The 24,235-nt window shown below is 67.2% G+C and carries 22 protein-coding genes and 1 tRNA gene; 15 read left to right on the top strand and 8 right to left on the bottom strand.

Going from position 1 to position 24,235, the window contains the following annotated elements; genetic code table 11:
* Positions 1 to 2 precede the first annotated feature (2 nt).
* Entirely contained in the window at positions 3 to 1,385 is a 1,383-nt protein-coding gene (dacB, locus tag JOF57_RS28375; RefSeq protein ID WP_209922626.1) for a D-alanyl-D-alanine carboxypeptidase/D-alanyl-D-alanine endopeptidase, read from the bottom strand.
* A gap of 127 nt (positions 1,386 to 1,512) precedes the next feature.
* Between dacB and JOF57_RS28370 the strand changes: the two genes are divergently transcribed.
* The 3 genes from JOF57_RS28370 (at position 1,513) to JOF57_RS28360 (ending at position 3,843) form a co-directional block, all read left to right on the top strand.
* Complete coding sequence (locus tag JOF57_RS28370; protein WP_209922623.1) at positions 1,513 to 2,001, top strand: inorganic diphosphatase; 489 nt, start codon at positions 1,513 to 1,515, stop codon at positions 1,999 to 2,001.
* Between the two features lie 67 nt (positions 2,002 to 2,068).
* Complete coding sequence (locus JOF57_RS28365; protein WP_209923799.1) at positions 2,069 to 2,614, top strand: 2-oxo-4-hydroxy-4-carboxy-5-ureidoimidazoline decarboxylase; 546 nt, start codon at positions 2,069 to 2,071, stop codon at positions 2,612 to 2,614.
* Positions 2,615 to 2,703: 89 nt separating this feature from the next.
* Positions 2,704 to 3,843 (top strand): serine hydrolase domain-containing protein, encoded by a 1,140-nt coding sequence (locus JOF57_RS28360; protein WP_209922621.1) that lies wholly within the window; start codon positions 2,704 to 2,706, stop codon positions 3,841 to 3,843.
* Here JOF57_RS28360 and JOF57_RS28355 read toward each other — a convergent pair.
* Positions 3,825 to 4,232: a hypothetical protein gene (locus JOF57_RS28355; protein ID WP_209922619.1), complete on the bottom strand. Its 408-nt coding sequence runs from the start codon at positions 4,230 to 4,232 to the stop codon at positions 3,825 to 3,827. The two genes, JOF57_RS28360 and JOF57_RS28355, sit on opposite strands and share 19 nt — an antisense overlap.
* Positions 4,233 to 4,287: 55 nt before the next feature.
* Positions 4,288 to 5,256: a TerC family protein gene (locus tag JOF57_RS28350; protein WP_209922617.1), complete on the bottom strand. Its 969-nt coding sequence runs from the start codon at positions 5,254 to 5,256 to the stop codon at positions 4,288 to 4,290.
* Positions 5,257 to 5,484: 228 nt separating this feature from the next.
* Here JOF57_RS28350 and JOF57_RS28345 point away from each other — a divergent pair, with 228 nt between their 5' ends.
* The 5 genes from JOF57_RS28345 to JOF57_RS28325 are packed head-to-tail and all read left to right on the top strand — an operon-like array spanning position 5,485 to position 13,065.
* Positions 5,485 to 9,417 carry a Pls/PosA family non-ribosomal peptide synthetase gene (locus tag JOF57_RS28345; RefSeq protein WP_209922615.1) on the top strand — a complete coding sequence of 1,311 codons (3,933 nt, stop codon included), beginning with the start codon at positions 5,485 to 5,487 and terminating at the stop codon, positions 9,415 to 9,417.
* A complete protein-coding gene (locus tag JOF57_RS28340; RefSeq protein ID WP_209922613.1) occupies positions 9,414 to 10,751 on the top strand; it encodes a M1 family metallopeptidase in 1,338 nt (445 codons plus the stop codon). The genes JOF57_RS28345 and JOF57_RS28340 overlap by 4 nt, the downstream gene beginning before the upstream one ends.
* On the top strand, positions 10,748 to 11,998 hold the full coding sequence (locus tag JOF57_RS28335) for an MATE family efflux transporter (protein WP_209922612.1): 1,251 nt from the start codon (positions 10,748 to 10,750) through the stop codon (positions 11,996 to 11,998). Before JOF57_RS28340 ends, JOF57_RS28335 begins: the two co-directional genes overlap by 4 nt.
* Positions 11,999 to 12,022: 24 nt before the next feature.
* A complete protein-coding gene (locus JOF57_RS28330) occupies positions 12,023 to 12,721 on the top strand; it encodes a polyprenyl-phospho-N-acetylgalactosaminyl synthase PpgS (protein WP_209923798.1) in 699 nt (232 codons plus the stop codon).
* Positions 12,718 to 13,065, top strand: a complete 348-nt coding sequence (locus tag JOF57_RS28325) for a DUF2304 domain-containing protein (protein ID WP_209922610.1) — start codon at positions 12,718 to 12,720, stop codon at positions 13,063 to 13,065. Before JOF57_RS28330 ends, JOF57_RS28325 begins: the two co-directional genes overlap by 4 nt.
* Here JOF57_RS28325 and JOF57_RS28320 read toward each other — a convergent pair.
* From JOF57_RS28320 to JOF57_RS28310, 3 genes are read right to left on the bottom strand one after another with little or no spacing between them, the layout of a single operon-like run.
* Entirely contained in the window at positions 13,062 to 13,643 is a 582-nt protein-coding gene (locus JOF57_RS28320; RefSeq protein WP_209922608.1) for a TetR family transcriptional regulator, read from the bottom strand. The two genes, JOF57_RS28325 and JOF57_RS28320, sit on opposite strands and share 4 nt — an antisense overlap.
* A gap of 2 nt (positions 13,644 to 13,645) precedes the next feature.
* Positions 13,646 to 15,427, bottom strand: coding sequence for an N-acyl-D-amino-acid deacylase family protein (locus tag JOF57_RS28315; protein WP_209922606.1), 1,782 nt, complete (start codon positions 15,425 to 15,427; stop codon positions 13,646 to 13,648).
* Between the two features lie 39 nt (positions 15,428 to 15,466).
* On the bottom strand, positions 15,467 to 16,408 hold the full coding sequence (locus JOF57_RS28310) for a GDP-mannose 4,6-dehydratase (RefSeq protein ID WP_209922604.1): 942 nt from the start codon (positions 16,406 to 16,408) through the stop codon (positions 15,467 to 15,469).
* Positions 16,409 to 16,432: 24 nt separating this feature from the next.
* Between JOF57_RS28310 and JOF57_RS28305 the strand changes: the two genes are divergently transcribed.
* The 6 genes from JOF57_RS28305 (at position 16,433) to JOF57_RS28280 (ending at position 21,128) form a co-directional block, all read left to right on the top strand.
* Entirely contained in the window at positions 16,433 to 18,196 is a 1,764-nt protein-coding gene (locus JOF57_RS28305) for a hypothetical protein (protein WP_209922602.1), read from the top strand.
* Positions 18,197 to 18,252: 56 nt separating this feature from the next.
* The gene (locus JOF57_RS28300) at positions 18,253 to 18,756 is read left to right on the top strand and encodes an EspA/EspE family type VII secretion system effector (RefSeq protein WP_209922600.1); all 504 of its coding nucleotides are present in this window, start codon (positions 18,253 to 18,255) and stop codon (positions 18,754 to 18,756) included.
* 166 nt (positions 18,757 to 18,922) lie between these two features.
* A complete protein-coding gene (locus JOF57_RS28295; RefSeq protein ID WP_209922599.1) occupies positions 18,923 to 19,237 on the top strand; it encodes a hypothetical protein in 315 nt (104 codons plus the stop codon).
* Positions 19,238 to 19,900: 663 nt separating this feature from the next.
* Positions 19,901 to 20,239 carry a hypothetical protein gene (locus tag JOF57_RS28290; protein ID WP_209922597.1) on the top strand — a complete coding sequence of 113 codons (339 nt, stop codon included), beginning with the start codon at positions 19,901 to 19,903 and terminating at the stop codon, positions 20,237 to 20,239.
* A gap of 206 nt (positions 20,240 to 20,445) precedes the next feature.
* Positions 20,446 to 20,721, top strand: a complete 276-nt coding sequence (locus JOF57_RS28285; RefSeq protein WP_209922595.1) for a hypothetical protein — start codon at positions 20,446 to 20,448, stop codon at positions 20,719 to 20,721.
* A 29-nt stretch (positions 20,722 to 20,750) separates the two neighbouring features.
* On the top strand, positions 20,751 to 21,128 hold the full coding sequence (locus JOF57_RS28280) for a carboxymuconolactone decarboxylase family protein (protein ID WP_209922593.1): 378 nt from the start codon (positions 20,751 to 20,753) through the stop codon (positions 21,126 to 21,128).
* 74 nt (positions 21,129 to 21,202) lie between these two features.
* Here the strand turns inward: JOF57_RS28280 and JOF57_RS28275 are convergent.
* A tRNA-Thr gene (locus JOF57_RS28275) sits at positions 21,203 to 21,278 on the bottom strand.
* Positions 21,279 to 21,333: 55 nt separating this feature from the next.
* A complete protein-coding gene (locus JOF57_RS28270) occupies positions 21,334 to 22,542 on the bottom strand; it encodes a DNA polymerase III subunit delta' (protein ID WP_209922592.1) in 1,209 nt (402 codons plus the stop codon).
* Positions 22,543 to 22,645: 103 nt separating this feature from the next.
* Here JOF57_RS28270 and JOF57_RS28265 point away from each other — a divergent pair, with 103 nt between their 5' ends.
* Complete coding sequence (locus JOF57_RS28265) at positions 22,646 to 24,232, top strand: adenylate/guanylate cyclase domain-containing protein (protein WP_234938272.1); 1,587 nt, start codon at positions 22,646 to 22,648, stop codon at positions 24,230 to 24,232.
* The last annotated feature ends 3 nt before the right edge of the window (positions 24,233 to 24,235 follow it).

Here is a 24,235-nt window from a genome sequence, read left to right as displayed (position 1 = left end):
GCTCACGTGCCGCACCCGCACGACCGCAGCACCGCGGCCAGCTCATCGATCGCGGTACGTCCGGTCGGGCCGGCGTCATTCGAGATCAGCGCGAACGTCAGCACCCGGCCGTTGGCGTCGGTCACGATGCCGGCCAGCGCGTTGGTCCCGGTCAGCGACCCGGTCTTGGCCCGCAGCCAGCCCGCGGCGTCGCGCCCGGCGTCGGTGTCGAGGTAGCGGTTGGACAGCGTGCCGCTGCCACCGGCGATGGGCAGCAGATCCACCAGCGGCCGCATGGCCGGTTCGGTGTTGCCTGCCGCGAGGTTGACCACCTCGTCGAGGATCCGGGCGGTCAGCCGGTCCTCGGTCGACAGGCCGCTGGCATCGACCAGCCTGGCCGCCGACGTGTCGATGCCGACCCCGTCGAGTTGGCTCAGCACCGCGTCGACGCTGCCCTCGAAGCTCTGCGGCCGGTGCAGTTGCCACGCCACCTCGCGGGCGATCGACTCGGCCATCACGTTGTCGGATTCGTTCATCATCTGACGGAGTCGCTCGATCAGGGGGGCGGACTGCACCGCAGCGATCTGCCTGCCGCCCGCAACCTCCGACGGCAGCACCGTCACCGTCGCGGGGTCCACCCGCAGGGCGGTGGCCAGGGCCCGGCCGGCATCGAGCGCCGGCGTCGTCGACCGTCTGGATTCCACCGTCGTCGGCTGGATCCGTCCGCCGTCGAGCATCACCGATTCCATCGGTGCGATGTCACCGCCCTCGATATCGGCGGGATCCCAGCCCGGCGCCATCGTCGGGCCGCTGTACTCGCTGGTGTCCACCCGCACCGCGGTGACCGCGATACCGCTGCCGCGCACCTGCTCGGCCAGGTCACTGATCCGGGCCGCACCCTTGTACCAGGTGTCGATGTCGTCGGGCGCCGCCGAGAGCGTGGTGTCCCCGCCGCCCTTGAGCACCACCAGACCGGGCTGCGAGTCGACGGCCAGGACCGTGGTGGCCAGCCGGGCGTTGCGGTCCAACGTGAGCAGCGCGGCGGCCGTCGTCAGCACCTTGTTGACCGAGGCCGGCTGCATCGGCACCCCGGAATTCTGTTCCCACAGTTCGGCGCCGGTCTCGGCGTCGGTGATCCGGCCGGTCACCTGACCGAGATCGGGATTCGCCAGCGCCGGTGCGAGCGCAGCGGCCAGGCCGCTCACGGTCGGAGTCGGCGCCGACATGTCCACCGGGACGATCGCCGGGCTCGCGGTCGCAGGCGCAGGCGCAGGCGCGACCGCCGCGGCATCGCTGGACCGCTGCCCGGTGAGCACGGCAGCAAGCGCGACGACGCCGGCGACCAGCACCAGGACCACGACGCCAACCGCCACATGGGTGGACTGCCGCCACCGAGTGGGCCGCATAGTTCTCCTGCTCTGCCGGTGGTGGGAACGAGCCACCCGTTTAGGCCAGACTATCGCTCTATTAGGGTTGACCCGCGTCGTCGTCTGACGACCCAAGCCTGACCGCAGATGCGAAGGAGCCGCGACGGTGAAGTTCGACGTCGTCATCGAGATCCCGAAGGGTTCGCGCAACAAGTACGAGGTTGACCACGAGACCGGCCGGGTCAAGCTCGACCGCTACCTCTACACCGCATTCGGCTACCCCGCCGATTACGGGTTCTTCGAGGACACCCTCGGCGAGGACGGCGATCCGCTGGACGCGCTGGTCCTCCTGCCGGAGTCGGTGTTCCCCGGCTGCGTAGTCGAGGCCCGCCCGGTCGCGATGTTCAAGATGACCGACGAGGCCGGCGGCGACGACAAGTTGCTGTGCGTGCCCGCCGGAGATCCGCGCTGGGACCACATCCAGGACCTCGGCGACGTGTCGCAGTTCGAACTCGACGCCATCAAGCACTTCTTTGTGCACTACAAGGACCTGGAGCCGGGCAAGTTCGTCAAGACCGCCGACTGGGTAGGCCGCGAAGAGGCCGAAGCCGAGCTGCAGCGTTCGGTCGAGCGGTTCAAGAGCTCCGATCACTGAATTTGCCTGGCTGTAACACGGGGTAACTCCCCTGTGCTCTGCGCCTTTCATGCTTGACCAGGTGTTGATGCATCAGGGCATGGGGCTTGAGGCGTACAACGCATCGCCGACGCGACGTGCGGTACACGCCGTGTACGAGTGCTGCTACAGCGTGGTGCTCGCGACCGATCTGGCCGGCGGACGTCCGTTCGCTGACCATGACTCGCTGTTCCGGCAGGCCGACGCCCTGCTGTTCAGCCTCGGTGAGGATTCCATCGACCGGGTACTGCAGGCCTATCTGCGGATCGGGCGGCGCCCCCGCAGCCCGAAGTCGGTGTGCGAACAGTGCGCGGTCTGGGATGACGACCCCGCGGTGATGACAGAACTCAACTCCGAGGCCGGCCACTACGCGGAGCATTTCGGGTTCGGCTTCGTGATGTTCGTCGAGGACGGAGCGGCCCCGGCCGCGACATCGGGCGCCTGCTGCGCAGACCGCACCCTGGCCCGGATCGTCGACCGGTTGCACAACGACCAGGAGACCGAACGCAAGGTCGTCCGCAACGAGCTGGCCCGAATCAACCGAGCCCGGCTGGAACGCATGCTCGGTCCCGAGGGCGGCTACTACAACTGGTAGCCGGCTTGGACTGCGGCACGGGTACCGGTCGATTCACCTCTCGGCGGCAATCACGCCCATGACGGGTACCGGTCCCGCATGATGTCGCGATGGATGACCTCGTACACGGCGAATGCGATGCCCGCTTCTCTTCGATCCGCGATGCGTTGGCAGACGAACTTGCCAGCGGAGAGGAAACCGGAGCGGCCATTGCGATCGACATCGACGGCCGGACCGTCGTCGACATGTGGGGCGGGTACGCCGACGCTGCGCGCACCCGCACCTGGGATGCCGACACCATCGTCAACGTCTTCTCATCCACCAAGACGGTGACGGCGCTGGCCGGGCTCATGCTGATCGATCGCGGCCTGATCACCGCCGACACCCCGGTGGCCGAGTATTGGCCCGAGTTCGCCGCAAACGGCAAGCAGGACATCGAGTTCCGTCACCTGTTGACCCACAGCTCAGGACTGTCCGGATGGGACCAGCCGTTCACCATCGAAGAAAGCTACGACTGGGACAGGTCCACGTCCGCGCTGGCCGCACAGGCGCCGTGGTGGGAGCCGGGCACCGCATCGGGATACCACGCCCTGACCCACGGGCACCTGATCGGCGAGGTGCTGCGACGCATCACCGGTAGGACACTCAAACAGTTTGTCCGCGAAGAGATCTCGGATCCTCTGGGCGCCGACTTTCAGATCGGTGCGCGCCTCGAAGACCACCACCGCACTGCTGACATCATCGCCGCCGGGGAGCCCCTCGACATTCCACTCGACCAGATCTCCGAGATCGCGCTCAAGACATTCGTGGGGACGCCGTCACCGGAGATCGCGAACACCGCGGCCTGGCGTGCTGCCGATATCGGTGCGGGCAACGGACACGGCAATGCCCGGTCGCTGGCCCGGATTCTGTCGGTGATCTCGTTGGGCGGCACGGTGGACGGCGTCACCCTGCTCAAGCCCGAAACGGTCGAGTCGATCTTCGAACAGCAGCTCGACGGCCCCGATCTGGTGCTGCTCGGCCACCCGCTGCGCTGGGGCCTCGGCTTCGGTCTGCCGCAGACCGAGACCGTGCCCTACGTCCCAGAGGGCAAGATCTGCTTCTGGGGTGGCTGGGGAGGTTCATGGGAGACCATGAACCCCGATCACCGCGCCACGTTCGCCTATGTGATGAACAGGATGGGGCCGGGCGTCGAAGGATCCGCGCGCACCGCCCGCTATCTCAACCTGTTCTACGAGGCTCTGGCCTGAGAGCGCAGCTCGAGGCGTCGCAGCACGTCGCCGCCCAACCCTCGAAGCTCCTGGCCCGCCGTGGCGGGGATGAGGGTCACCCCGTCAGCCACCTCAGCGGCCTCGATATCGGCGATCAGGCCGGCCAGGCCGTCAACCGTCCCGACGTAGCGCACTTCGGCCTCGGAGCCGGCCACCGTCAGACTGCAGCGCGCCGAGCGGTAGTCACCGGCCACCGCGACGATGACGTCGAGAATCACCGAGACGTCGTCGTTCTCGGACTTGAGACCGGATCGGATCCGGCGCGCCTGCGCCAGGTCGGACGCGGAAACCCGCGCCGTCGGCGCCTCACCGTCGGTCAATTCGGTCCACGCCTCGGCATCCGCCACGAAAATCCGCACCCCGGCCACGTTAGAGATACCTCGCGCCCCCACGAAGAGTTACGTTCAGCCGGAATCCAAGGGACTACCGGGCGTCCCGCACCCGGGTCTTGTACAGGCTCGCGATCGTGGTGATGACCAGCGTCACGATGATCACGCCGAGGCTGGCCAGGGTCGGGATCTCCGGCACGTGCACGGGCTCGCCGCCGTTGATGAACGGCAACTCGTTCTCGTGCAGCGCGTGCAGCACCAGCTTGACGCCGATGAAGGCCAGGATGAACGCCAGGCCCTGCGACAGGTAGACGAGCCGCTTGAGCAGGTCGCCGAGCAGGAAGTACAGCTGGCGCAGACCCATCAGGGCGAACACGTTGGCGGTGAACACCAGGTACGGCTCCTGGGTCAGCCCGTAGATGGCCGGAATCGAGTCCAGGGCGAACAGCAGGTCGGTGGTGCCCAGGGCCACGATCACCAGGAACATCGGCGTCATCAGCCGCTTGCCGTTCTCGTGCACCCACAGCTTCAAGCCGTCCCACTTGTCGGTGGTCCGCAGGTGCTTGCGGGCGAACCGCACCACACCGTTGTCACCGTCATCGTCGTGGTTGGTGTTGCGGACCAAGTTGATCGCGGTGTACACCAGGAACGCGCCGAAGATGTAGAACACCCACGAGAACTCGTTGATCGCCACCGCGCCGAGCGCGATGAAGATTCCACGGAAGATCAGCGCCAGGATGATGCCGACCAGCAGGGCCTGCTGCTGATAGATCCTGGGGACCTTGAAGCTGGCCATGATGATCAAGAAGATGAACAGATTGTCGACCGACAGGCTGTATTCGGTGAGCCAGCCGGCGAAGAACTCCAGCCCGAACTGGCTGCCGTGGAAGGACCACACCCACACACCGAATGCCACCGCCATGCCGATGTAGATCGACAGGTAGGTCGCGGTCTCCCGCGTGCTGGGTTCGTGGGGGCGTCGCCCGATCACGACGACGTCGAACAGCAGAACGGCGATCGTCACCGCCAGGGTGATGATCCATTCCAGCTGGGTTACCTGCATCGAGAAATCCTCCGGTCGTCAGAGCGCCGAAGGTCTCTTCCACCGGAAACACGCACCGGCCCGCGACACCGATCGATCAGTTGACGACCGACGTGATGACGACATCGCAGCGAAGGAATACTCCCCTCCTGCGACCAGTCTGCCTGACGGACCCCATGAACCGAAATCGAACCGGCACGCCGCTCGCTCCATCGAGCCGTCCCGGCGTGGGCTTAGTAGTTTGTACTCGTGACAGCTCCCGCCAGTGCGCACGAGATTCCACCGCAGTACGTTCTGTCCGCACTGGCCCCCGAGCCGCGCACGCTCGTCGACATCCTGCACGACACGGCCCGGCGTTTTCCCGACGCACCTGCCCTCGACGACGGCTCCGTACAGCTCACCTACTCGGAGCTGATCGCCGACGTCGCCGACAGCGTGTCCTGGCTGGCTGCGCGCGGTATCGGCCGCGGCGACAAGCTGGGAATCCGGATGCCCTCGGGCAGCTATGCGCTGTACGTGGCGATCCTGTCGGTGCTGGCCTGCGGTGCCGCCTACGTCCCGGTGGACGCCGACGACCCCGACGAACGGGCCGAGCTGGTGTTCGGCGAGGCCAACGTGGTCGGGGTGATCACCGAGGCCGGCCTGGTCCGCGGACCGGGTTCGTCACGGGGATGGCGGGCGGCCGAGCCGCTGGGCCGAGACGACGCCTGGATCATCTTCACCTCGGGGTCGACCGGTACCCCGAAAGGAGTGGCCGTCACCCATCGCAGCGCCGCCGCTTTCGTCGACGCCGAGGCACGAATGTTTTTGCCGGACAACCCGATCGGCCCCGGTGACCGGGTACTGGCCGGGCTGTCGGTTGCCTTCGACGCCTCGTGCGAGGAGATGTGGCTGGCCTGGCGGCACGGCGCCTGCCTGGTGCCCGCCCCACGCTCGTTGGTGCGCAGCGGCATGGATCTGGGCCCGTGGTTGGTGAGCCGCGACATCACCGTGGTGTCCACGGTGCCCACGCTGGCGGCGCTGTGGCCGGCCGAGGCGCTGGAAGCGGTCCGCTTGCTGATCTTCGGGGGCGAGGCCTGCCCGCCCGAGCTGGCGGCCCGGCTCGCGGTCGACGGTCGCGAGGTGTGGAACACCTACGGCCCCACCGAAGCGACCGTGGTGGCCTGCGCCGCCCAGTTGGACGGTCAGGGGCCGGTCAGCATCGGCCTGCCGCTGGCCGGTTGGGACCTGGCGGTGGTGGACAAAGAAGGCTTGCCGGTGGCGATCGGCGACGTCGGCGAGCTCGTGATCGGCGGCGTCGGGCTGGCCCGCTACCTCGACCCCGAGAAAGACGCCGAGAAGTACGCCCCGATGCCGACCCTGGGCTGGAGCCGGGCCTACCGCAGTGGCGATCTGGTGCGACTGGAGGCCGACGGCCTGTACTTTCAGGGCCGCGCCGACGATCAGGTGAAGGTCGGTGGGCGACGCATCGAGCTGGGTGAGGTCGACACCGCACTGGTGAATCTGCCCGGGGTGAGCGGCGGTGCGGCGGCGGTCCGCAAGACCGCCAGTGGCACCCCGCTGCTGGTCGGCTACATCGCCAGTACCGATCCGGACTTCGACGTCAGTGCCGCCCGGGCTGCGCTGTCCGAGTCCCTGCCCGCCGCGCTGGTACCCCGGCTGGTGCTGCTCGACGAACTCCCGACCCGCACATCGGGCAAGGTGGACCGCGACGCACTGCCGTGGCCGCCACCCGCGGGTGCCGATCAGGACGCCCCGCAACTGGACGGCACCATGGGCTGGCTGGCCGGGCTGTGGTGCGACGTGCTGGGCACGCCCGTCGAGGGTCCGGAGTCCGACTTCATCGCGCTGGGCGGCGGTTCGCTGTCCGCCGCACAGTTGGTGGCCGCGCTACGCAAGCGCTACCCGCTGGTGACCGTCGCCGACCTCTACGACCATCCCCGGCTCGGCTCACTGGCCGGCTACCTCGACGAACTCAAGCCGCCGCCGAAGATCCAGACTCGCGAGGTCACACCGACACCGGTGCTCACCCAGGCCGCCCAGGTCGCGTTGTCGCTGCCGTTGGCCGGCCTCACCGGCATGCAATGGGTGGTCTGGCTGGCACTGCTGAACAACCTGGCCGCAGTTTCCGGGATCGTGTCCTGGGCGCACCCGCTCAGCTGGTGGTGGGTGCTGGCCGGCTTCCTGCTGTTCGTCACGCCGCTGGGCCGGATGGGCATCGCGGTGCTCTTCGCCCGGATGCTGCTGAGCGGGCTCGAGCCCGGCACCTATCGCCGCGGCGGCGCCGTCCACCTCCGGGTCTGGATCGCCGAGCGGCTGGCCGATGCCAGTGGCGCGGAGAACCTGGCCGGTGCACCGTGGATGGTCTACTACGCCCGCGCCCTGGGCAACAGCATCGGCAAGGGCGTCGACATGCACTCGGCGCCGCCGGTGACCGGCATGCTCAAGATCGGCCACCGTGCCTCCGTCGAGCCGGAGGTGGATCTCACCGGGCATTGGATCGACGGCGACCTGTTCCACGTCGGGCCGGTGGCGATCGGCAACGACGCCACGATCGGCGCGCGCACCACGCTGCTCCCCGGGGCGACCATCGGCAAGAATGCCGATGTAGCGCCCGGCTCAGCAGTGATCGGCAAGGTCAAGAACGGTCAGTTCTGGAAGGGCTCGCCTGCCGTGAAATCCGGCAAGGCCCGCCACCCGTGGCCCGATCACCGGCCGCGGCGCGCCCCGCTGTGGGTCGGGGTGTACGGGGTGTCCTCGCTGCTGCTCGCCGGCCTGCCGCTGCTGGCGCTGGCCGCCGGTCTCGCCGTGATCGCCTGGGGCGTGCACGGCACCGCCTCACCCGCCGATGCCCTACTACCCGCCCTGGCGTGGACGCCGGCCGCGGCGTTGGTGGCGCTGCTGACCTACGCCGCACTGACCGTGATCGGGGTGCGTCTGCTCTCGGTGCGCCTGTCGGAGGGCTACCACCCGGTGCGCAGCCGGGTGGGCTGGCAGCTGTGGACCACCGAACGCCTGATGGACGCGGCCCGCAACTACCTCTTCCCGATCTACGCCAGCCTGCTCACGCCGTGGTGGCTGCGCCTGCTCGGCGCGAAAGTCGGCCGGGACACCGAGATCTCGACGGCCCTGTTCACCCCGAAGTTCACCGAGGTGCAGGACGGCGCGTTCCTGGCCGACGACACCATGGTGGCCTCCTACGAACTGGGCGGCGGCTGGATCCATGTCGCCAAGGCCACCATCGGCAAGCGCGCCTTCCTCGGCAACTCGGGCATCACGCAGCCGGGCCGCAAGGTGCCCGACGACGGCCTGGTGGCCGTGCTGTCGGCCACGCCGCACAAGGCCAAGGCCGGCTCGTCCTGGCTGGGCAGCCCACCGGTCCGCTTGCGCCGCAACGCCACCGCCGCCGATGCGCTACGCACGTTCCATCCGACGGTCCGGCTCAAGATCATGCGCTCGGCGGTGGAGACCTGCCGGTTGATCCCGGTGGTCATCACCTTCGCGATCGGCATCGCGGTGCTCGGTGCGATGCAGGCGGTGACGATCCGGTTCGGTTTCCTGTGGACGGCGCTGTCCGGGGGCCTCGTGCTGCTGGTCGCCGGTCTGGTGGCCGGGACGATCGCGGTGATCGCAAAATGGTTGGTGGTCGGGCGGATTCGCGCGGTCGAACATCCACTGTGGTCGTCTTTCGTGTGGCGCAACGAGGTGTCGGACACCTTCGTCGAAACCGTCGCCGCACCCTGGTTCGCCCGGGCCGCCAGCGGCACCCCGGTGATGAACCTGTGGCTGCGCGGGCTGGGCGCCTCGATCGGACGCGGCGTGTGGTGCGAAACCTACTGGCTGCCCGAAGCCGATCTGGTGGCGCTGGACACCGCGTCCACCGTCAACCGAGGCTGTGTGGTGCAGACCCACCTTTTCCACGACCGCATCATGCGGTTGGACAGCGTTGTGCTCGAAGAAGGTTCGACGCTGGGGCCGCACTGCGTGGCACTGCCCGCGGCCCGGTTGGGTGCCGGCGCCACGGTCGGGCCGGGGTCACTGGTGATGCGCGGCGACGAGGTCCCCCCGTCCACCCGCTGGCAGGGCAACCCGATCGCCCCGTGGAACATGTTCGGCAAGAAGCGTGCCGCCGACAAGACCTCCGACAAGAATGCCAAGAAGACAGAAGACCCTGCCGCGTGACCCGATCGAAGAAAGCCGCAAAGAAATTGGCACCCCCGCCCGTTATCGACCCGTATCTGCCCACCAACGGCAATTTCGGGTACCGGGTATCACGCTACGAACTCGAGCTCGAGTACAAGGTGGCCATCAACCGGCTCGCCGGGACCGCCACCATCACCGCGGTGACCTTGGCCGCGGTGCGCACCTTCACCCTCGACCTCTCCGATGTCCTTTCGGTGTCGCGGGTCGCGGTGAACGGCCGCCGCCCCGCCCAGTACCGATGTTCGGGTGGGAAGCTGTCGATCACCCTGCCCGCGACATTGCCGGCCGGCGCCGCGATGACCGTCGTCGTCCGCTACAACGGAACCCCGCGACCCATCGAAACCTTGTGGGGTGAAGTCGGTTTCGAAGAACTGTCGAACGGCGCCCTGGTGGCCGGCCAACCCAACGGGGCGGCCTCCTGGTTCCCGTGCGACGACCATCCCAGCTCGAAGGCCAGCTACCGGATCCAGATCAGCACCGACAGCCCGTACTACGCCCTGGCCAACGGCGAGTTGATCTCCCGCAAAGCCCGCGCCGGACACACCGTGTGGACCTACGAGCAGGCCGAACCGACATCGACCTACCTGATCACCCTGCAGATCGGCCAGTACGAGAGCCAGCGGCTGACCAAGACGCCGGTACCGATGCACGCGGTGCTGCCCGCCCAGTTGCGCCGAAATTTCGACCATGACTTCGAGAATCAGCCGCAGATGATGAAGCTCTTCATCAAGTTGTTCGGCCCCTACCCACTGGCCGGCGGCTACACCGTCGTCGTCACCGAAGATGATCTTGAGATTCCGCTGGAGGCCCAGGGCATCTCGATCTTCGGGGCCAACCACTGCGACGGGCACCGTGGCGCCGAACGGCTGATCGCGCACGAGCTGGCCCACCAGTGGTTCGGCAACTCGGTGACGGCGCGCCGCTGGCGCGACATCTGGCTGCACGAGGGGTTCGCCTGCTACGCGGAGTGGCTGTGGTCCGAACACAGCGGCGGGCACACCGCTGCGGAGTGGGCCGAGCACTATCACGAACGGCTGCGCGACAAGCCCCAGGACCTGCTGCTGTCCGATCCCGGACCCGAGGACATGTTCGACGACCGGGTCTACAAGCGCGGGGCACTGACCCTGCACGTGCTGCGCACCCTGATCGGCGACCACAATTTCTTTGCGCTGCTGAGGGATTGGACGGCCCGCTATCGGCACAGCACCGCGTTCACCGACGATTTCACCGGGCTGGCCGCCGGCTACACCGACGAGCCACTGCAGCCGCTGTGGCAGGCCTGGTTGTATTCCAAAGAGTTGCCGGACCTGTGACCGATGGCGGCGGCGCTCCCGCCACAGGCCCCATCACGCGCAGCAGCGTCGCCCGCGTCGGACTGGCGACGGCGATCAGTGCGCTGTGTGGCTACGCCGTGCTGTACCTGGCCGCGCGTGACCTCGAGCCGGCCGGATTCTCGATCTTCAGCGTGTTCTGGGGTGCGTTCGGCCTGGTCACCGGGGCCGCCAACGGGCTCTTGCAGGAGGCCACGCGCGAGGTGCGCTCGTCCCGGCACCGCGATCTCAGCGGCGCGCCCACGACCCATCCGATGCGGATCGCCGGACTGGTCGGCATCGCCGCAGCCATCGTGATCGCTCTCAGCTCACCGCTGTGGAGCGCGCACGTGTTCGCCGAGTCGCGGGCGCTGAGCGTGGTACTGCTCAGTGTCGGACTGGCCGGGTTCTGCCTGCACGCCACCCTGCTCGGCATGCTCGCCGGGGTCAACCGTTGGAGCGAGTACGGGGCCCTGATGGTCACCGATGCCGGAATCCGGGTGGCCGTCGCCGCCGCGACGTTCGTGCTCGGCTGGGGGCTGGCCGGGTTTCTGTGGGCCACCGTGGCCGGCGCGGTGGCCTGGCTGATCATGCTGATCGCCGCACCGGCGGCGCGCCTGGCAGCGGGCCTGCTCACCGCGGGCAGTCCCGCGACATTCCTGCGCGGGGCCGCGCACTCGATCGCCGCGGCCGGCGCCAGCGCGATCCTGGTGATGGGATTCCCGGTGCTGCTCAAGGCCACCTCGGGTGATCTGGGCGCGGCCGGCGGTGTGGTGATCCTGGCCGTGACGCTGACGCGGGCGCCTCTATTGGTTCCGCTCACCGCGATGCAGGGCAATCTGATCGCGCACTTCGTCGACCAACGCGACAAACGGCTGCGGGCACTGCTGGCCCCCGCGGCCGCGGTGGCCGCACTGGGCGCCGTGGGCGTCGTCGCGGCCGGACTGCTCGGGCCCTGGCTACTGCGGGTGGGGTTCGGCGACGACTACCGCGCGGGCGGACCCCTGCTGGCCTGGCTGACGGCCGCCGCCGTCGCCATCGCGATGCTCACCCTGACCGGCGCCGCAACCGTCGCCGCCGCCCTGCACCGGGCCTACGCGGCGGGCTGGATCATCGCCACGGTCGCGGCGGTCGCGCTGCTGTTGCTACCGGTGGGACTGGAGACCCGCACCGTCATCGCGCTGCTGTGCGGGCCGCTCGTCGGGATCGCGGTTCACCTGGGCGCGCTGGCCCGTCTCGCGCGGACCTGACCGTGTAGTTTGGTGCCCATCGACATGCGCTTTCACGACGTTTGGATCATCATCCCCGCCTTCAATGAGGCGAGCATCATCGGCGACGTCATCACCGACGTGCGCTCGGTTTTCCCTAACGTGGTCTGTGTCGACGACGGCAGCCGCGACGGCACTGCCGACCTCGCCGTGCGGGCCGGCGCGCACGTCGTCCCCCATCCGGTGAACCTCGGTCAGGGCGCGGCGATCCAGACCGGCGTCGAATACGCGCGCAGCCGGCCCGGCGCCCGCGTCTTCGCCACCTTCGATGCCGACGGTCAGCACCAGGTCAAGGATGTGGTGCGGATGATCGACCGGCTCGACACCGACAGTGCCGATCTGGTGGTGGGAACCCGGTTCGCCAACCCGGACGCCCATGCGGTGACGCACACCCCGCCGTTGAAGCGGATCATCCTGCGCACGGCGGCATTCCTGAGCCCGCAGAGCCGCGCCTTCGGGCTCACCGACGCCCACAACGGCCTGCGGGTGTTCAACAAGTCGGTGGCCGACGAACTCAACCTCACCATGAACGGTATGAGCCACGCCGGTGAGTTCATCGCGCTGGCATACGAAAACCGTTGGCGCGTGGTCGAGGAACCGGTCGAGATCCTCTACACCGACTACTCGAAGTCCAAGGGGCAACCACTGCTCAACGGGGTGAACATCCTCTTCGACGGGCTCTTACGCAGAAGGATGTCCCGATGAACTGGATTCAGGCACTGCTGATCGTCGCGGTCCTGGTGCTGTTGGCGTACCTGCTCGGGTCACGGCGCAGTGCTCGATCCAAGGCGTGGGTGAAGGTCGGCTTCGTGTTGTTCGTGGCCGCGGGCATTTACGCGATCCTGCGCCCCGACGACACCACCGTGGTGGCCAATTGGCTTGGGGTGAAACGCGGTACGGACCTGATGGAGTACGTGCTCATCATCGCGTTCGTATTCGTCACGCTGTCGACGTACCTGCGCATCAAAGATCTCGAGCTGCGCTACGCCCGACTGGCCCGGGCCGTGGCCCTGCAGAACGTGCGAGTGCCGGAAGACGTTCAGGGCTAACGGCTGAGCAACTCCGCCAGCATGGCGATCCGGGCGTCCTCAAGTTCGGGCAGTGGGAGCACGCGGCGCACCATGGCCGCGCCGTCGAATGTGTTGAGCACAATGGTCAGCAGTACAGCGAAATCTTCCTCGGGGATCTGCTCCATGCCGGGCGCGTGCTTGGCGGTTTCGTAGATGTTGTGGATGTATTCGGCAAGCACCGTTTGCAGCGGGCCCCGCAGCTTTTCGTCGGTGCGCGCCGCCATCAGGAGCTCATGCCACACGGTGTTGGTGTCGCTGCCCGCGATGTCGCGCAGGATCGTCAGTGCCGCCGGCAACACAGGTTGCTCGGCGGCGATATCCGCACCCAGCTTGCTGCCCAACTCCACCTGACGGCGCGCCACCTCTCGCGCCGTGGCCGCCATGAAGTCACTCATGGTGGGGAAATGCCGGAACAGCGCGCCGTCGGAAACCTTGGCCCGCCTGGCGATCACCGCCGCCGAGGCCTTGGCGTAGCCGACCTCGATGATGGTGTCGATGGCGGCGTCGAGTAATCGCGCGACGGTTTCCTCGCGGCGCTGCTGCTGGGTTCTGGCCATCGCTAGACCGGGGTGTGGTCCAGTTGCTCGGCTCCGGCCCGGAGGTAGCGGCCCGATTTCACCGATTCGCCGTAGCCGTCGCGGAACTGACCGTTGCGGAAGACCACCGCACCGTTGACGGCCGTGGCGAGGACGGCGTCGTCGCTGCGGTTCACCATGCGGCTCAGCCCGCCGTAGAACGTGACCGGTTCCTCGTGGTACGCCTCCACCGAGTCGTTGAGACCGGCCGGGTCGATCACCACGAAGTCGGCACGGTCGCCGTGGCGCAGCGTGCCGGCCGCGACGCCGAACCAGTCGGCCACCTCGGCGGTCAGCCGGTGCACGGCGTGCTCGGGGGTCATGAACGGCTTACCGGCCAACTGCGCATCGCGGACCCGCTTGAGCAGCTTCACCGGGTAGTTGTAGAAGGCCATATTGCGCAGGTGCGCACCGGCATCCGAGAAACCCATGTGCACCGACGGTTCCTTGGCGAGCTTGTCGAGGAACTTCGGCCGGTTGTTGGCCACGATGGTGGTCCACCGAACGTTGCGTTCACCGTTGTCGACCAGGACGTCGAGGAACGCGTCGAGCGGATGGATGCCGCGCTCATCGGCGATCTGCCCGAAGGTCTTGCCGACCAGGCTCTCGTCGGGGCATTCGACGATGGTCGCGTCGTGGAAGTCGCGGTGCCACAGGGTCGGTCCGAGTACGCGCCGGTCGAACGACTTGCGGAACCGGCGGCGGTACTCGGGATCGGCGAGCAACTTGTTGCGCTCCAGTTGATCTTTGAGATGCAGCGCCGCGGTGCCCGCACCGAACTCCTCGAACACGGGCAGATCGATTCCGTCCGAATACAATTCGAACGGCACCGGCAGATGCTGGAACCGGACCTTGGCGCCCAGGACCCGGTTGAGCAGCCGGGCACCCGGCCCGAGCACCCGCACCGCGCCGGGCGAGGACTTGGCGTCGGCCGACACCAGCAGGCTCATCCGCACATCCGGTCGCCGGCCGAACTGGCCACTGCTCTCCAGGAAGAAGTTCAGTGCCTCATGAACTTTCGCCACATTCGGCGCGCTCTGCAGAATCCGTCCGCGCTTGCGCAAGACCTTGATCAGGCGCCGACGCTCACGCCAGGTGGCGAACGTCGACGGCAATGCGCGGGACCGGAACCGGTCCCCGTCGAGCTTGTCGATCGCCGCATCCATCCCGGACAGACCGAGCATGCCCGCTTCGAGCGCCTCGTCGAGTTTGGCCGCCATGGTCTCCAGTTCGGCGTCGGTCGGGGTGACGCCGCGAGTAGTGGCCCGATCCAGTCCCAGGACCGAGGCCCGCAGATCCGAATGCCCCAGCAGTGACGCGATATTCGGGCCCAGCGGCAGCTCGTCGATCACCTTCACGTACTCGGCCGGACCCGACCAGGTCTTGTGCTGCTCCAAGGCGCCCAGTACGTACTGACGCGGAACCGCCTCGACCCGGCTGAACAGGTCGGCGGCGTCTTCGGCATCGGCGTACACCGTCGAGAGCGAGCACATGCCGAGCAGCACAGTGGTCACGCCGTGGCGCACCGACTCCCGCAGACCCGGATCGAGCAGGACCTCGGCGTCGTAATGAGTGTGGACGTCGACGAAGCCGGGCAGCACCCATTTACCGCCGGCGTCGATGACATCGGGGCAGTCGGTTTCGTCGAGCGGGGTGGCCGACACCGCGACCACCAATCCATCGCGAATCCCCAGCGTACGGACCTGCGGCGGGGCGCCGGTGCCGTCGAACCACAAGCCGTTGCGAACGATGACGTCGTAGGACATGACGCAACGCTAAACCAGAAAGTGAGTACTCACAATCTTTTAGCGAGAATTACTCCGGAAGAATTCGACCGTCCTGGGAATGCCGGCGGCCAGATCCACCTGCGGCCGCCACCCCAGCACGTCGCGCGCACGGGTGATGTCGAGCTGGGAACGACGCAGGTCACCGAGCCGCGGCGGGTGCATTTCGGGCGCATCCGCCGCACCGACGGCCAGGGCGATCGCGGTATGCATCTCGCGGGTCGAGGTCTCCACCCCGGTGCCGACGTTGAACCGTTGACCGCCGCCGGCCGTCCCGGACGCCTTGACGAAGGCGTCCACCACGTCGTCGACATACACATAGTCGCGGGTGTCGGTGCCGTCGCCGAAGATCTTGGTGGGCCGCCCGGCCAGCAGCGCCTGGGCGAAGATCGCCACCACACCGGCCTCACCGTGCGGATCCTGCCGCGGGCCGTAGACGTTGGCCGGCGCGATGTGCGAGCAATCCAGGTTGTACAGATTGCGGAACATGTTGAAGTAGACCTCGCCGGCCACCTTGCTCGCCGCATACGGCGACGACGGATTCGTCGGGGTGTCCTCGCCCGTCGGATACGACGGCGGGGTGCCGTACACCGAACCGCCCGACGACGTGTGCACCACCTTGCGCACACCGGATTGCCGGGCCGCCTCGGCCAACCGGACCACGCCCACCACGTTCACCGTGGAGTCCAGCTGCGGATCGTCCACCGAACGTTTCACCGAGATCTGCGCGGCCAGGTGGAAGATCACCTCAGGCTGGGTGTCCTTGAGCAGGCCCAGCAGGTCCGCGTCGACGATGTCGGCCTTGACGAACTCGAAGTTGTCGCTGTTGTCGGCGCTGCTCAGGTTCTCTGCCCGCCCCGAACTCAGATCGTCGAGCCCGACAACGCTGTGCCCGTCGGCCAGCAGCCGGTCGACCAGCGTCGACCCGATGAAACCTGCCGCACCCGTGACTAGTGTTCGCACCCGCCCACCGTACAGTCGACAAGAGTGAACAAAGTCGCCCGCACAGCCGCCGCGCTCATCGCGCTGCACCTGGTGGTCCGGGCGGTACTCGCGTTCGGCGGCTACTTCTACTGGGACGATCTGATTTTGATCGGCCGGGCCGGGACCCAGAATCTGCTGTCGCCGTCGTACCTGTTCGACGATCACGACGGTCACGTCATGCCTGCGGCGTTCCTGGTGTCCGGCGCGGTCACCCGGGTGGCGCCGTTCTCCTGGGTGCTGGCCGCGGTGAGCCTGGTGGTGATGCAACTGCTGGCCTCGCTGGCACTGCTGCGGGCGCTGTGGGTGATCCTGGGCTGGCGCCCGGTGCTGCTGATTCCGCTGACCTTTGCCCTGTTCACGCCCCTGGCCTTGCCCGGGTTCGCCTGGTGGGCGGCGGCATTGAACTCCCTGCCCATGTTGGCCGCGCTGGCATGGGTATGCGGTGAGGCCGTGCTGCTCGTGCGGACCGGGTCTTCGCGGCACGCACTCTTCGGCGTGCTGGTGTTTTGCGGGGGCCTGCTGTTCTTCGAGAAGGCCGCGGTGATCCCATTCGTGGCGTTCGCCGTCGTAGCCCTTCTGGGGTACGTGACGGGCACTTTTGGCATACGCGAGGTGTGGCGCCGCGGTGCCCGGTTGTGGATCGGGTGCCTGACCCTGATCGTGGCCTGGATCGGGGTGTACCTGGTCGTCGTCGACCAGAAGCGGTGGAGCTTCGACCTCGCGATGACCTGGGACCTGCTGAGCCGCTCGTTTACCCACGGCATCGTGCCCGGGCTCGTCGGCGGGCCGTGGTCCTGGCAGCGCTGGGCACCCGCTTCGCCGTGGGCCACCCCACCTGTCTCGGTGATGGTGCTGGGCTGGGTGGTGCTTGCTGTTTCCGTCGCCGTGGTGCTGGTGCGTAAGACGCGTATTTGGCCGGTTCTGGTGGTGGCCCTGGGGTACGCCGTCGCCTGCCAGATCCCGATCTATCTGATGCGCTCGTCGCGGTTCACGGCGTTGGAGTTGGCGCAGACGCTGCGCTACCTGCCGGACCTCGTGGTGGTGCTGGCACTGTTGGCGGCCGTGGGATTCTGTGCGCCGAACCGGGATTCACGGCTTTCGGTGGCTCTCTCCGCCTCGCGTGCGCGGACTCTGACGTGTGTCGGCGTCGCGGTGTTGTTCGTGGCGAGCAGCCTGTATTCGACGTTCACCTTCTTGAAGGTGTGGCAGGACAGCCCGGTGCCTGCGTACTTGAACAACGCGCGCGCATCGCTGGCGGCCACCTCTCAGGCTGCCCCGCTGCTCGATCAAGAGGTCGATCCGCTCATCCTGCAACGCGTGGCCGCACCCGAGAACCTGGCCAGCCACATGTTCGCGCTGGCTTCACCGCGCCCCGAGTTCACCTCGGCAACAACCGATCTGCGCATGTTCGACCGGACCGGGACGCTGCTTCCCGCGAAAGTGACATGGGTGCGCACCATCGTCGAGGGCCCGGCACCTCGCTGCGGCTTCCTGGTGCAGCCCGACGAACCTGTCGTCATGCCGCTGGACGGGCCGCTGCTGCCGGCCGATTGGACCGCCGAGATCAACTACCTGGCTAACAGCGACGGATCCTTGACCATGGCCCTGACTGAGGGGCCCGATGTGAAGGTTCCGGTGCGGCCCGGCCTCAACCGGGTCTTTGTGCGGCTCCCCGGAGCCGGGCAATCGATCTCCGTGGAAGCCAACACCGCCGCCCTGTCGGTCTGCATCTCCCCTGGACCGGTGGGATTCCTGGCACCGAGGTAGTCAGCGTGCTGAGATACTGACGGTCGACTGTCGGGATCCTGGTGGGGGGACGATCTGTGAGCGCGCTGGACGGCTTCTATTCCACGTGGAACAAGGCACGGGCAACCTTCGGCGTCGGCACGCCTACCGACGGCTCCCAGCACGACGGCAGCTCCCAGCTGCTGAAGATGAAGGGCATGGTCGACTCGGCTCTGCCCGACGAACGGTGGCAGGGTCCGGGGTCACAGGCTTACGCCGCAGCCAACAAAGAGCACGCCGGCGTGTACCAGAAGCTCGCCGATCTCGACAAGAAGATGGCCGCCGAAGTCACCAACGCGGCCAACATCGTCACCAACGGACGCACTCAACTCGACACCACAAAGTCCTGGGTCGACAGCGCCGTCGACTCACTCCCCAAATCACTCAGCGCCCAAGCCCGCGAGAACAGCCTGATCCCGATCGCCAAGGAAGGCATCACCCAGGTCAACAACACCGTCAGCACCGCCAACGGAGACATGCTCAAAATCGGTCTGCGCGTCAACGGGCTCAAGAACGAGTATGACGAGCTGAAGGGGGGATAGGTGGATGAAACGTTGCGTTAGCACGCTCCGCAGATGTGGGGCGGCCACCATGGCCGCGCTCACAGTAGTTTCGTGCACCCCCGGCGATTCCGACTCGGAGAGTCCAGCTACACCGCTCCCCGAAACAGCCAACTACACGACCTCCCGTTGGATAGAAAACCCGGCGGTGGATCTCATGTCGCCTGACGGCACCTTCATCAGGGCCGTGATGGAGGCGCAGCGCGCGGCAGACCTCACGCTGGTACGCAAGCGCAACGCTCTCGACAACGTCGGTTTTCCGGGCTTTGCGCGCGCGTTCAATAACCCTGAACGCGCCGACAATTACTTCTCCCTCCCCAATAAGGGGTGGTCCTACGCAGGAACCGACTACTACGAGGTAGTGAAATTCAGCCGGGATGGCGAGACACGGACAGCTGGCGTCTGCAATTACAAATCGATGACCGCTTCCAAGCCTCCTGGCAATGATTGTACGAAACCGTAGCCACCGACAAATACGGATTTGGGTCTATCATCACCTACAGCCCAAATCCGGACCTGCCCATCGAGAAACAACACACACCCCCTGCGATGCAGCGTGGCCCGGCGAACCGTCCCACCGATGACGTCTTCGGCACGTGGGTGATCACCGACATCACGCCGCTGATCGCTGGGCGATTGCCCTGCGGCAAACCAGCGCCAGGCACACCCCCGGACCGACCCGATCCCTTCGTCTCGCCTGAACCGCCGCCATCACTGCCGCCACAACCAGGTTGGCCCGGCGGTGGGGCCAGCTAGGCAAGAGCAGACATGCGATCACCTCGATGCTCGTCGGCCTAGGCCTCGAAAGGTCGGTAGCACCATCCAGCAGTCCCTCGACGAGATGAATGAAGGTGGTCGGCGGGTCACCGGACTCAAGGGTGCATGGGAGGCCCTGACAAATCGTAGGCTCGGAACAGCGAGCGTTCTTCACCAACGGCGACCACTCGCGTGACGACTTTCCGACAGCCGCCCCTAGCCCCGGCTGGCCCGAGCAATCCAGCTAGTGTTGCGCGTCATTAGTCCACTTACATTGTGGGATCACCGCGGCCGGTGCAGCCTCGTCGGCGGTGTAGAGCAGCCACTTTGCCCCGCCGGTATCTCTCCTAGCCGATAGTGTGGCGCCTCGATGACTGATAACTGGCTTGGCAAAGCAGCGATGGCCGCGATCGTTGTTGCGATTGCTGCGAGTTGGTTTCCGTTCTGGAAGTCAGCGACTCTGTCCCCTGCCTCGATCCAGCGTCGCGTCTATTGGAGCTGTACGGGGGCGGCAGCATTACTCGCGTTCTGTGCAGTCCTCCCTGATTGGCCGGACGGTTTATTTGTCGCCGGTGCGATGACGATGTTTCTTGTCGTGACGGCATTCGCCTACTCCCCCATGATCAAGATCGGCGGAACAACGTTTGCGTTCCTGGAAGTTCACCGCGAACCCGATCCCCCTCCAGCGCTGGCGGAGGACGACAATTGAGCACCACGCCACCACAACGCATACTCGCCGCAATCCTCGTTTGCCTGACTTTCGTTGTCTCAGCGTGCAACCCAGCTCCCCCGGCATCACCGAACGCTCCCGCGGCCAAGACAACGTCCAATCCGGTCCGGCACGAACTCGAACCGTTGACCAAGCGCTTTCCTGCACTCGGATCGCCGGTCTCGGCATCGTGGGTAAGCGGCGATATGGGTGACCCACGAGTGCCCGGCCCGTCGTTGTACTGGATCGACGCCATCATCGAAGTGAGCCCAGCGACCGCGGACCGTTTGAAGGCGACGCATCGACCCGTTCCGACCGCCGACCAGCCCGACGTCTGGGAAACCCTGCGCGGCAACCTGCCACAGGGCGGTTACCTCGCCGGCGACCAGTTGGACCGGGCGTTCCGATCCACCAAGATCAGCGGGCACGTATTCCTGGCCGCGGACGCACCCGTCGTCGTCATCACCGCCACCGGCGAGTAGCCCGTCGCGCACATGCCAAGCTGGCTGGCATGACTGACGACGTACGCGAACAGGGTCTGCGGGTCCTACAGGAGATGGTGCCGCGTCTGTCGGCGAAGAACGTCGAGCCCGACGGCAGCTTCGGCGATGAGCTGCTGGCGATCGGCGTCGACAACGTCTTCGGCCGACTGTGGAGCCGCGAGGGGTTGAGCCGACGTGACCGCAGCCTGGTCACCATGGGCATCTTGATCGCCCTGCGGGCCACCGATGAGTTCGAGTCGCATGTCAGGATCGGCCTGCGCAACGGCCTCGCCGAGGACGAGATCGCCGAAGTCATCTACCACTCCAGCGGCTACGCGGGTTTTCCGAATGCCAACACGGCGATGAAAGTGGCCAAGCAGGTCATCGAAGGGCCGGACTCGCTGTAACCGCTGCCCATTGTCACGCGAGAGTGGCTGTCGACAGCGAGAGCCACTCTGGCGTGACAATCGCGGGAAAAAAATGGAGCCGCCTAGGGGAATCGAACCCCTGACCTTCTCATTACGAGTGAGACGCTCTACCGACTGAGCTAAGGCGGCGCACCTGGTGAACCGGGCGGCACCACTTTACGGCAGACGCCTCCCAGGACCCAATTCAGCCACGTAGCGCCTGCCCGACGGTGGCCACCATGGCATCGACGGCGAACTTTGGTTTGACGTTGACGGCCAGTGCTTCGCGGCAGTCCAGCACCGCTTCGATGCAGCGCAGCAGTCGATCCGGGGGCACATGGTCAGCCATAGCCGCCACTTTCTCGGCCATGTCCGGGTGGTTGGCGGTCACCGCCGTGGCCCCGGACGACACGAGCAGGGCATCGCGGAAGTAGGTAGCCAGGTCGATCAGGGCCCGGTCCAGGGCATCGCGTGAGGCGCGGGTCTGCCGTGACTTCTGCCGTCTCTCCAGCTCTTTGAGCGCTCCGGCGGTCCCGCGGGTGGTGGACGCGGTGCCTTTTCCGGTTCCACCGGCGCCGAGGGCGGTCTTGAGTTCCTCGGTCTCGCTCTCGTTGCGCCCGGCGGTCAACGCCAGGGCCTCGGACTCGGCGACGGCCACCATCTCTTCGGCGGCCGCGAACGCCCGCGTCGGCGTCGCAGCGTCCCGGGCCAACCCGAGCGCCCGCGTGCGACGCTCCCTGGCCTCGGGATCGGTCGCCAACCGTCGGGCCCGGCCGACATGGCCGCCGCTGACCGAGGCGGCCCAGCGGGCATCCGCCTCCGACAGGCCGTCACCGGAGATCAGCACGTCGGCGATGGCGTCGACCGACGGCGTCGTCAGCGCCACGTGCCGGCAGCGTGAGCGCAGCGTGATCGCGATGTCCTCGGGGTCCACCGACGGCGCACAGAGCAGGAACACCGTCGATGCCGGCGGCTCCTCCACCACCTTGAGCAGTGCATTGGCGGCGCCCTCGGTGAGTCGGTCGGCATCCTCGATCACCACGACCTGCCACCGCCCGGTCCCGGGCCGGCGCGAGGCGATCTGGACGATCTCGCGCATCTCCTTGACCGCGATCGACAACCCTTCGGGCACGATACGGCGCACGTCGGCGTGGGTGCCGGCCATCGTCGTCGTGCAGGCCCGGCATTCACCGCACCCTGGCGGCCCCTCTGACGTGCACTGCAAGGCCGCCGCGAAGCACAGCGCAGCCACCGACCGCCCCGATCCGGGCGGGCCGGTGATCAGCCACGCATGTGTCATGGTCCCGACCGTGGTGCCACTGTGTGGCGAATCACCACGGGCTGCCGACGCGGCCGCCACCAGCTCCTGTTCCACCGCGTGCTGGCCCACCAGCCGCGAAAAGACCCCGCTCATCGTCCCCAACAGTAGTGGTCAAGCCGACACAACCACGTCACAGCAGGCGCTCAACGTCCCTGCGGCCCGATACGGTGAACGGGTGACCGCGGACGTAATACCCATGAGGCGAATCAATGCATTCGTCCGGTGGGTGGCGCGTACCCCGTGGCCGGTGTTCACCCTGGGCATGCTGCAGGCCGACATCATCGGTGCGCTGTTCGTACTGGGGTTCCTCCGCTTCGGCCTGCCTCCCGAGGACCGCATCCAGCTCCAGGACCTGCCGGTGCTCAACCTGGCGATCTTCCTGGCATATCTGTTCGTGTCGTTCACCGTCGGCGCCTACCTGGCCCTGCGGCTGCTGATCCCGGTGATCCGGTGGCAGCGCCGCGACACCCTGCTGACCAAGTCCGACCCCGGCATCACCGAGCTGGCCCGCGTACGGGCGCTGAAGATGCCCTTCTACCGCACCCTGATCAGCGTCACGAACTGGCTGCTGGGCTCGATCGTGTTCATCGTGGCCAGCTGGCCGGTGGCCAGTAAGTCCGCGCCTGTGGTTCTCGTCGCCACCGCGCTGGGGGCGACCGCCACGGCGATCATCGGCTACCTGCAGTCCGAGCGGGTCCTCCGGCCGGTCGCGGTGGCCGCGCTGCGCGGCGGGGTTCCGGAGAACTTCCGCGCCCCCGGGGTGATCCTGCGCCAGGTGCTGACCTGGGTGCTGTCGACGGGCGTGCCGGTCCTGGCCATCGTCCTGGCCCTGGTGGCCAGCAAGTTCTCGATCCTGACCGCGTCCGCGGACCGGCTGATCACCCCGCTGTTGCTGCTGGCCGTGGCCGCGCTGGTGATCGGACTGTCCGGCACCGTGCTGGTGGCGATGTCGATCGCCGACCCGCTGCGCCAGCTGCGCTGGGCGCTGGGAGAGGTGCAGCGCGGTAACTACAACGCGCACATGCAGATCTACGACGCCAGCGAGCTGGGCCTGCTGCAGGCCGGGTTCAACGACATGGTGCGCGAGCTGGCCGAGCGGCAACGGCTGCGGGACCTGTTCGGCCGCTACGTGGGTGAGGACGTGGCCCGTCGTGCCCTGGAACGCGGCACCGAGCTGGGCGGCCAGGAGCGGGACGTGGCGGTGCTGTTCGTGGACCTGGTGGGTTCGACGCGGCTGGCGTCGACGATCCCGGCCGGCGACGTCGTCGACCTGCTCAACGAGTTCTTCCGGGTCATCGTCGACACCGTCAACCGTCACGGCGGGTTCGTCAACAAGTTCCAGGGTGACGCGGCCCTGGCCATCTTCGGTGCCCCCATCGAGCATCCCGACGCCTCCGGCGGTGCACTGGCGGCGTCCCGTGAACTCCACGACGAGTTGCTCAGCGTGCTGGGGACCGATACCGAGTTCGGCATCGGAGTCTCGGCCGGCCGCGCGATCGCCGGCCATATCGGTGCTCAGGCCCGGTTCGAGTACACCGTGATCGGCGACCCGGTGAACGAGGCCGCCCGCCTCACCGAGCTCGCCAAGCTTGAAGAAGGCCACGTGCTGGCCTCGGCGATCGCTGTCAGCGGCGCACTGGACGCCGAGGCACTGAGCTGGGACGTCGGCGAGATCGTCGAACTGCGCGGTCGCACCGCGCCCACCCAACTGGCGCGCCCGATGAACCTGGTCCTGCCAAGGGATCTCGAACGCGACGTCACCGAGAGCGACCTGACGGGCTAGAGC

The sequence above is a fragment of the Mycolicibacterium lutetiense genome (assembly GCF_017876775.1).
Classification (GTDB): domain Bacteria; phylum Actinomycetota; class Actinomycetes; order Mycobacteriales; family Mycobacteriaceae; genus Mycobacterium; species Mycobacterium lutetiense.
This window is presented reverse-complemented; position numbering and strand designations above follow the sequence as displayed.

Excerpts from the sequence above, each read along its gene's own strand:
- dacB (WP_209922626.1), bottom strand. The coding sequence starts at position 1,385 with ATGCGGCCCACTCGGTGGCGGCAGTCCACCCATGTGGCGGTTGGCGTC.
- JOF57_RS28365 (WP_209923799.1), top strand. The coding sequence starts at position 2,069 with ATGCATCAGGGCATGGGGCTTGAGGCGTACAACGCATCGCCGACGCGA.
- JOF57_RS28360 (WP_209922621.1), top strand. The coding sequence starts at position 2,704 with ATGGATGACCTCGTACACGGCGAATGCGATGCCCGCTTCTCTTCGATC.
- JOF57_RS28350 (WP_209922617.1), bottom strand. The coding sequence starts at position 5,256 with ATGCAGGTAACCCAGCTGGAATGGATCATCACCCTGGCGGTGACGATC.
- JOF57_RS28330 (WP_209923798.1), top strand. The coding sequence starts at position 12,023 with ATGCGCTTTCACGACGTTTGGATCATCATCCCCGCCTTCAATGAGGCG.
- JOF57_RS28325 (WP_209922610.1), top strand. The coding sequence starts at position 12,718 with ATGAACTGGATTCAGGCACTGCTGATCGTCGCGGTCCTGGTGCTGTTG.
- JOF57_RS28320 (WP_209922608.1), bottom strand. The coding sequence starts at position 13,643 with ATGGCCAGAACCCAGCAGCAGCGCCGCGAGGAAACCGTCGCGCGATTA.
- JOF57_RS28315 (WP_209922606.1), bottom strand. The coding sequence starts at position 15,427 with ATGTCCTACGACGTCATCGTTCGCAACGGCTTGTGGTTCGACGGCACC.
- JOF57_RS28290 (WP_209922597.1), top strand. The coding sequence starts at position 19,901 with ATGACTGATAACTGGCTTGGCAAAGCAGCGATGGCCGCGATCGTTGTT.
- JOF57_RS28285 (WP_209922595.1), top strand. The coding sequence starts at position 20,446 with ATGGGTGACCCACGAGTGCCCGGCCCGTCGTTGTACTGGATCGACGCC.
- JOF57_RS28280 (WP_209922593.1), top strand. The coding sequence starts at position 20,751 with ATGACTGACGACGTACGCGAACAGGGTCTGCGGGTCCTACAGGAGATG.
- JOF57_RS28270 (WP_209922592.1), bottom strand. The coding sequence starts at position 22,542 with ATGAGCGGGGTCTTTTCGCGGCTGGTGGGCCAGCACGCGGTGGAACAG.
- JOF57_RS28265 (WP_234938272.1), top strand. The coding sequence starts at position 22,646 with ATGAGGCGAATCAATGCATTCGTCCGGTGGGTGGCGCGTACCCCGTGG.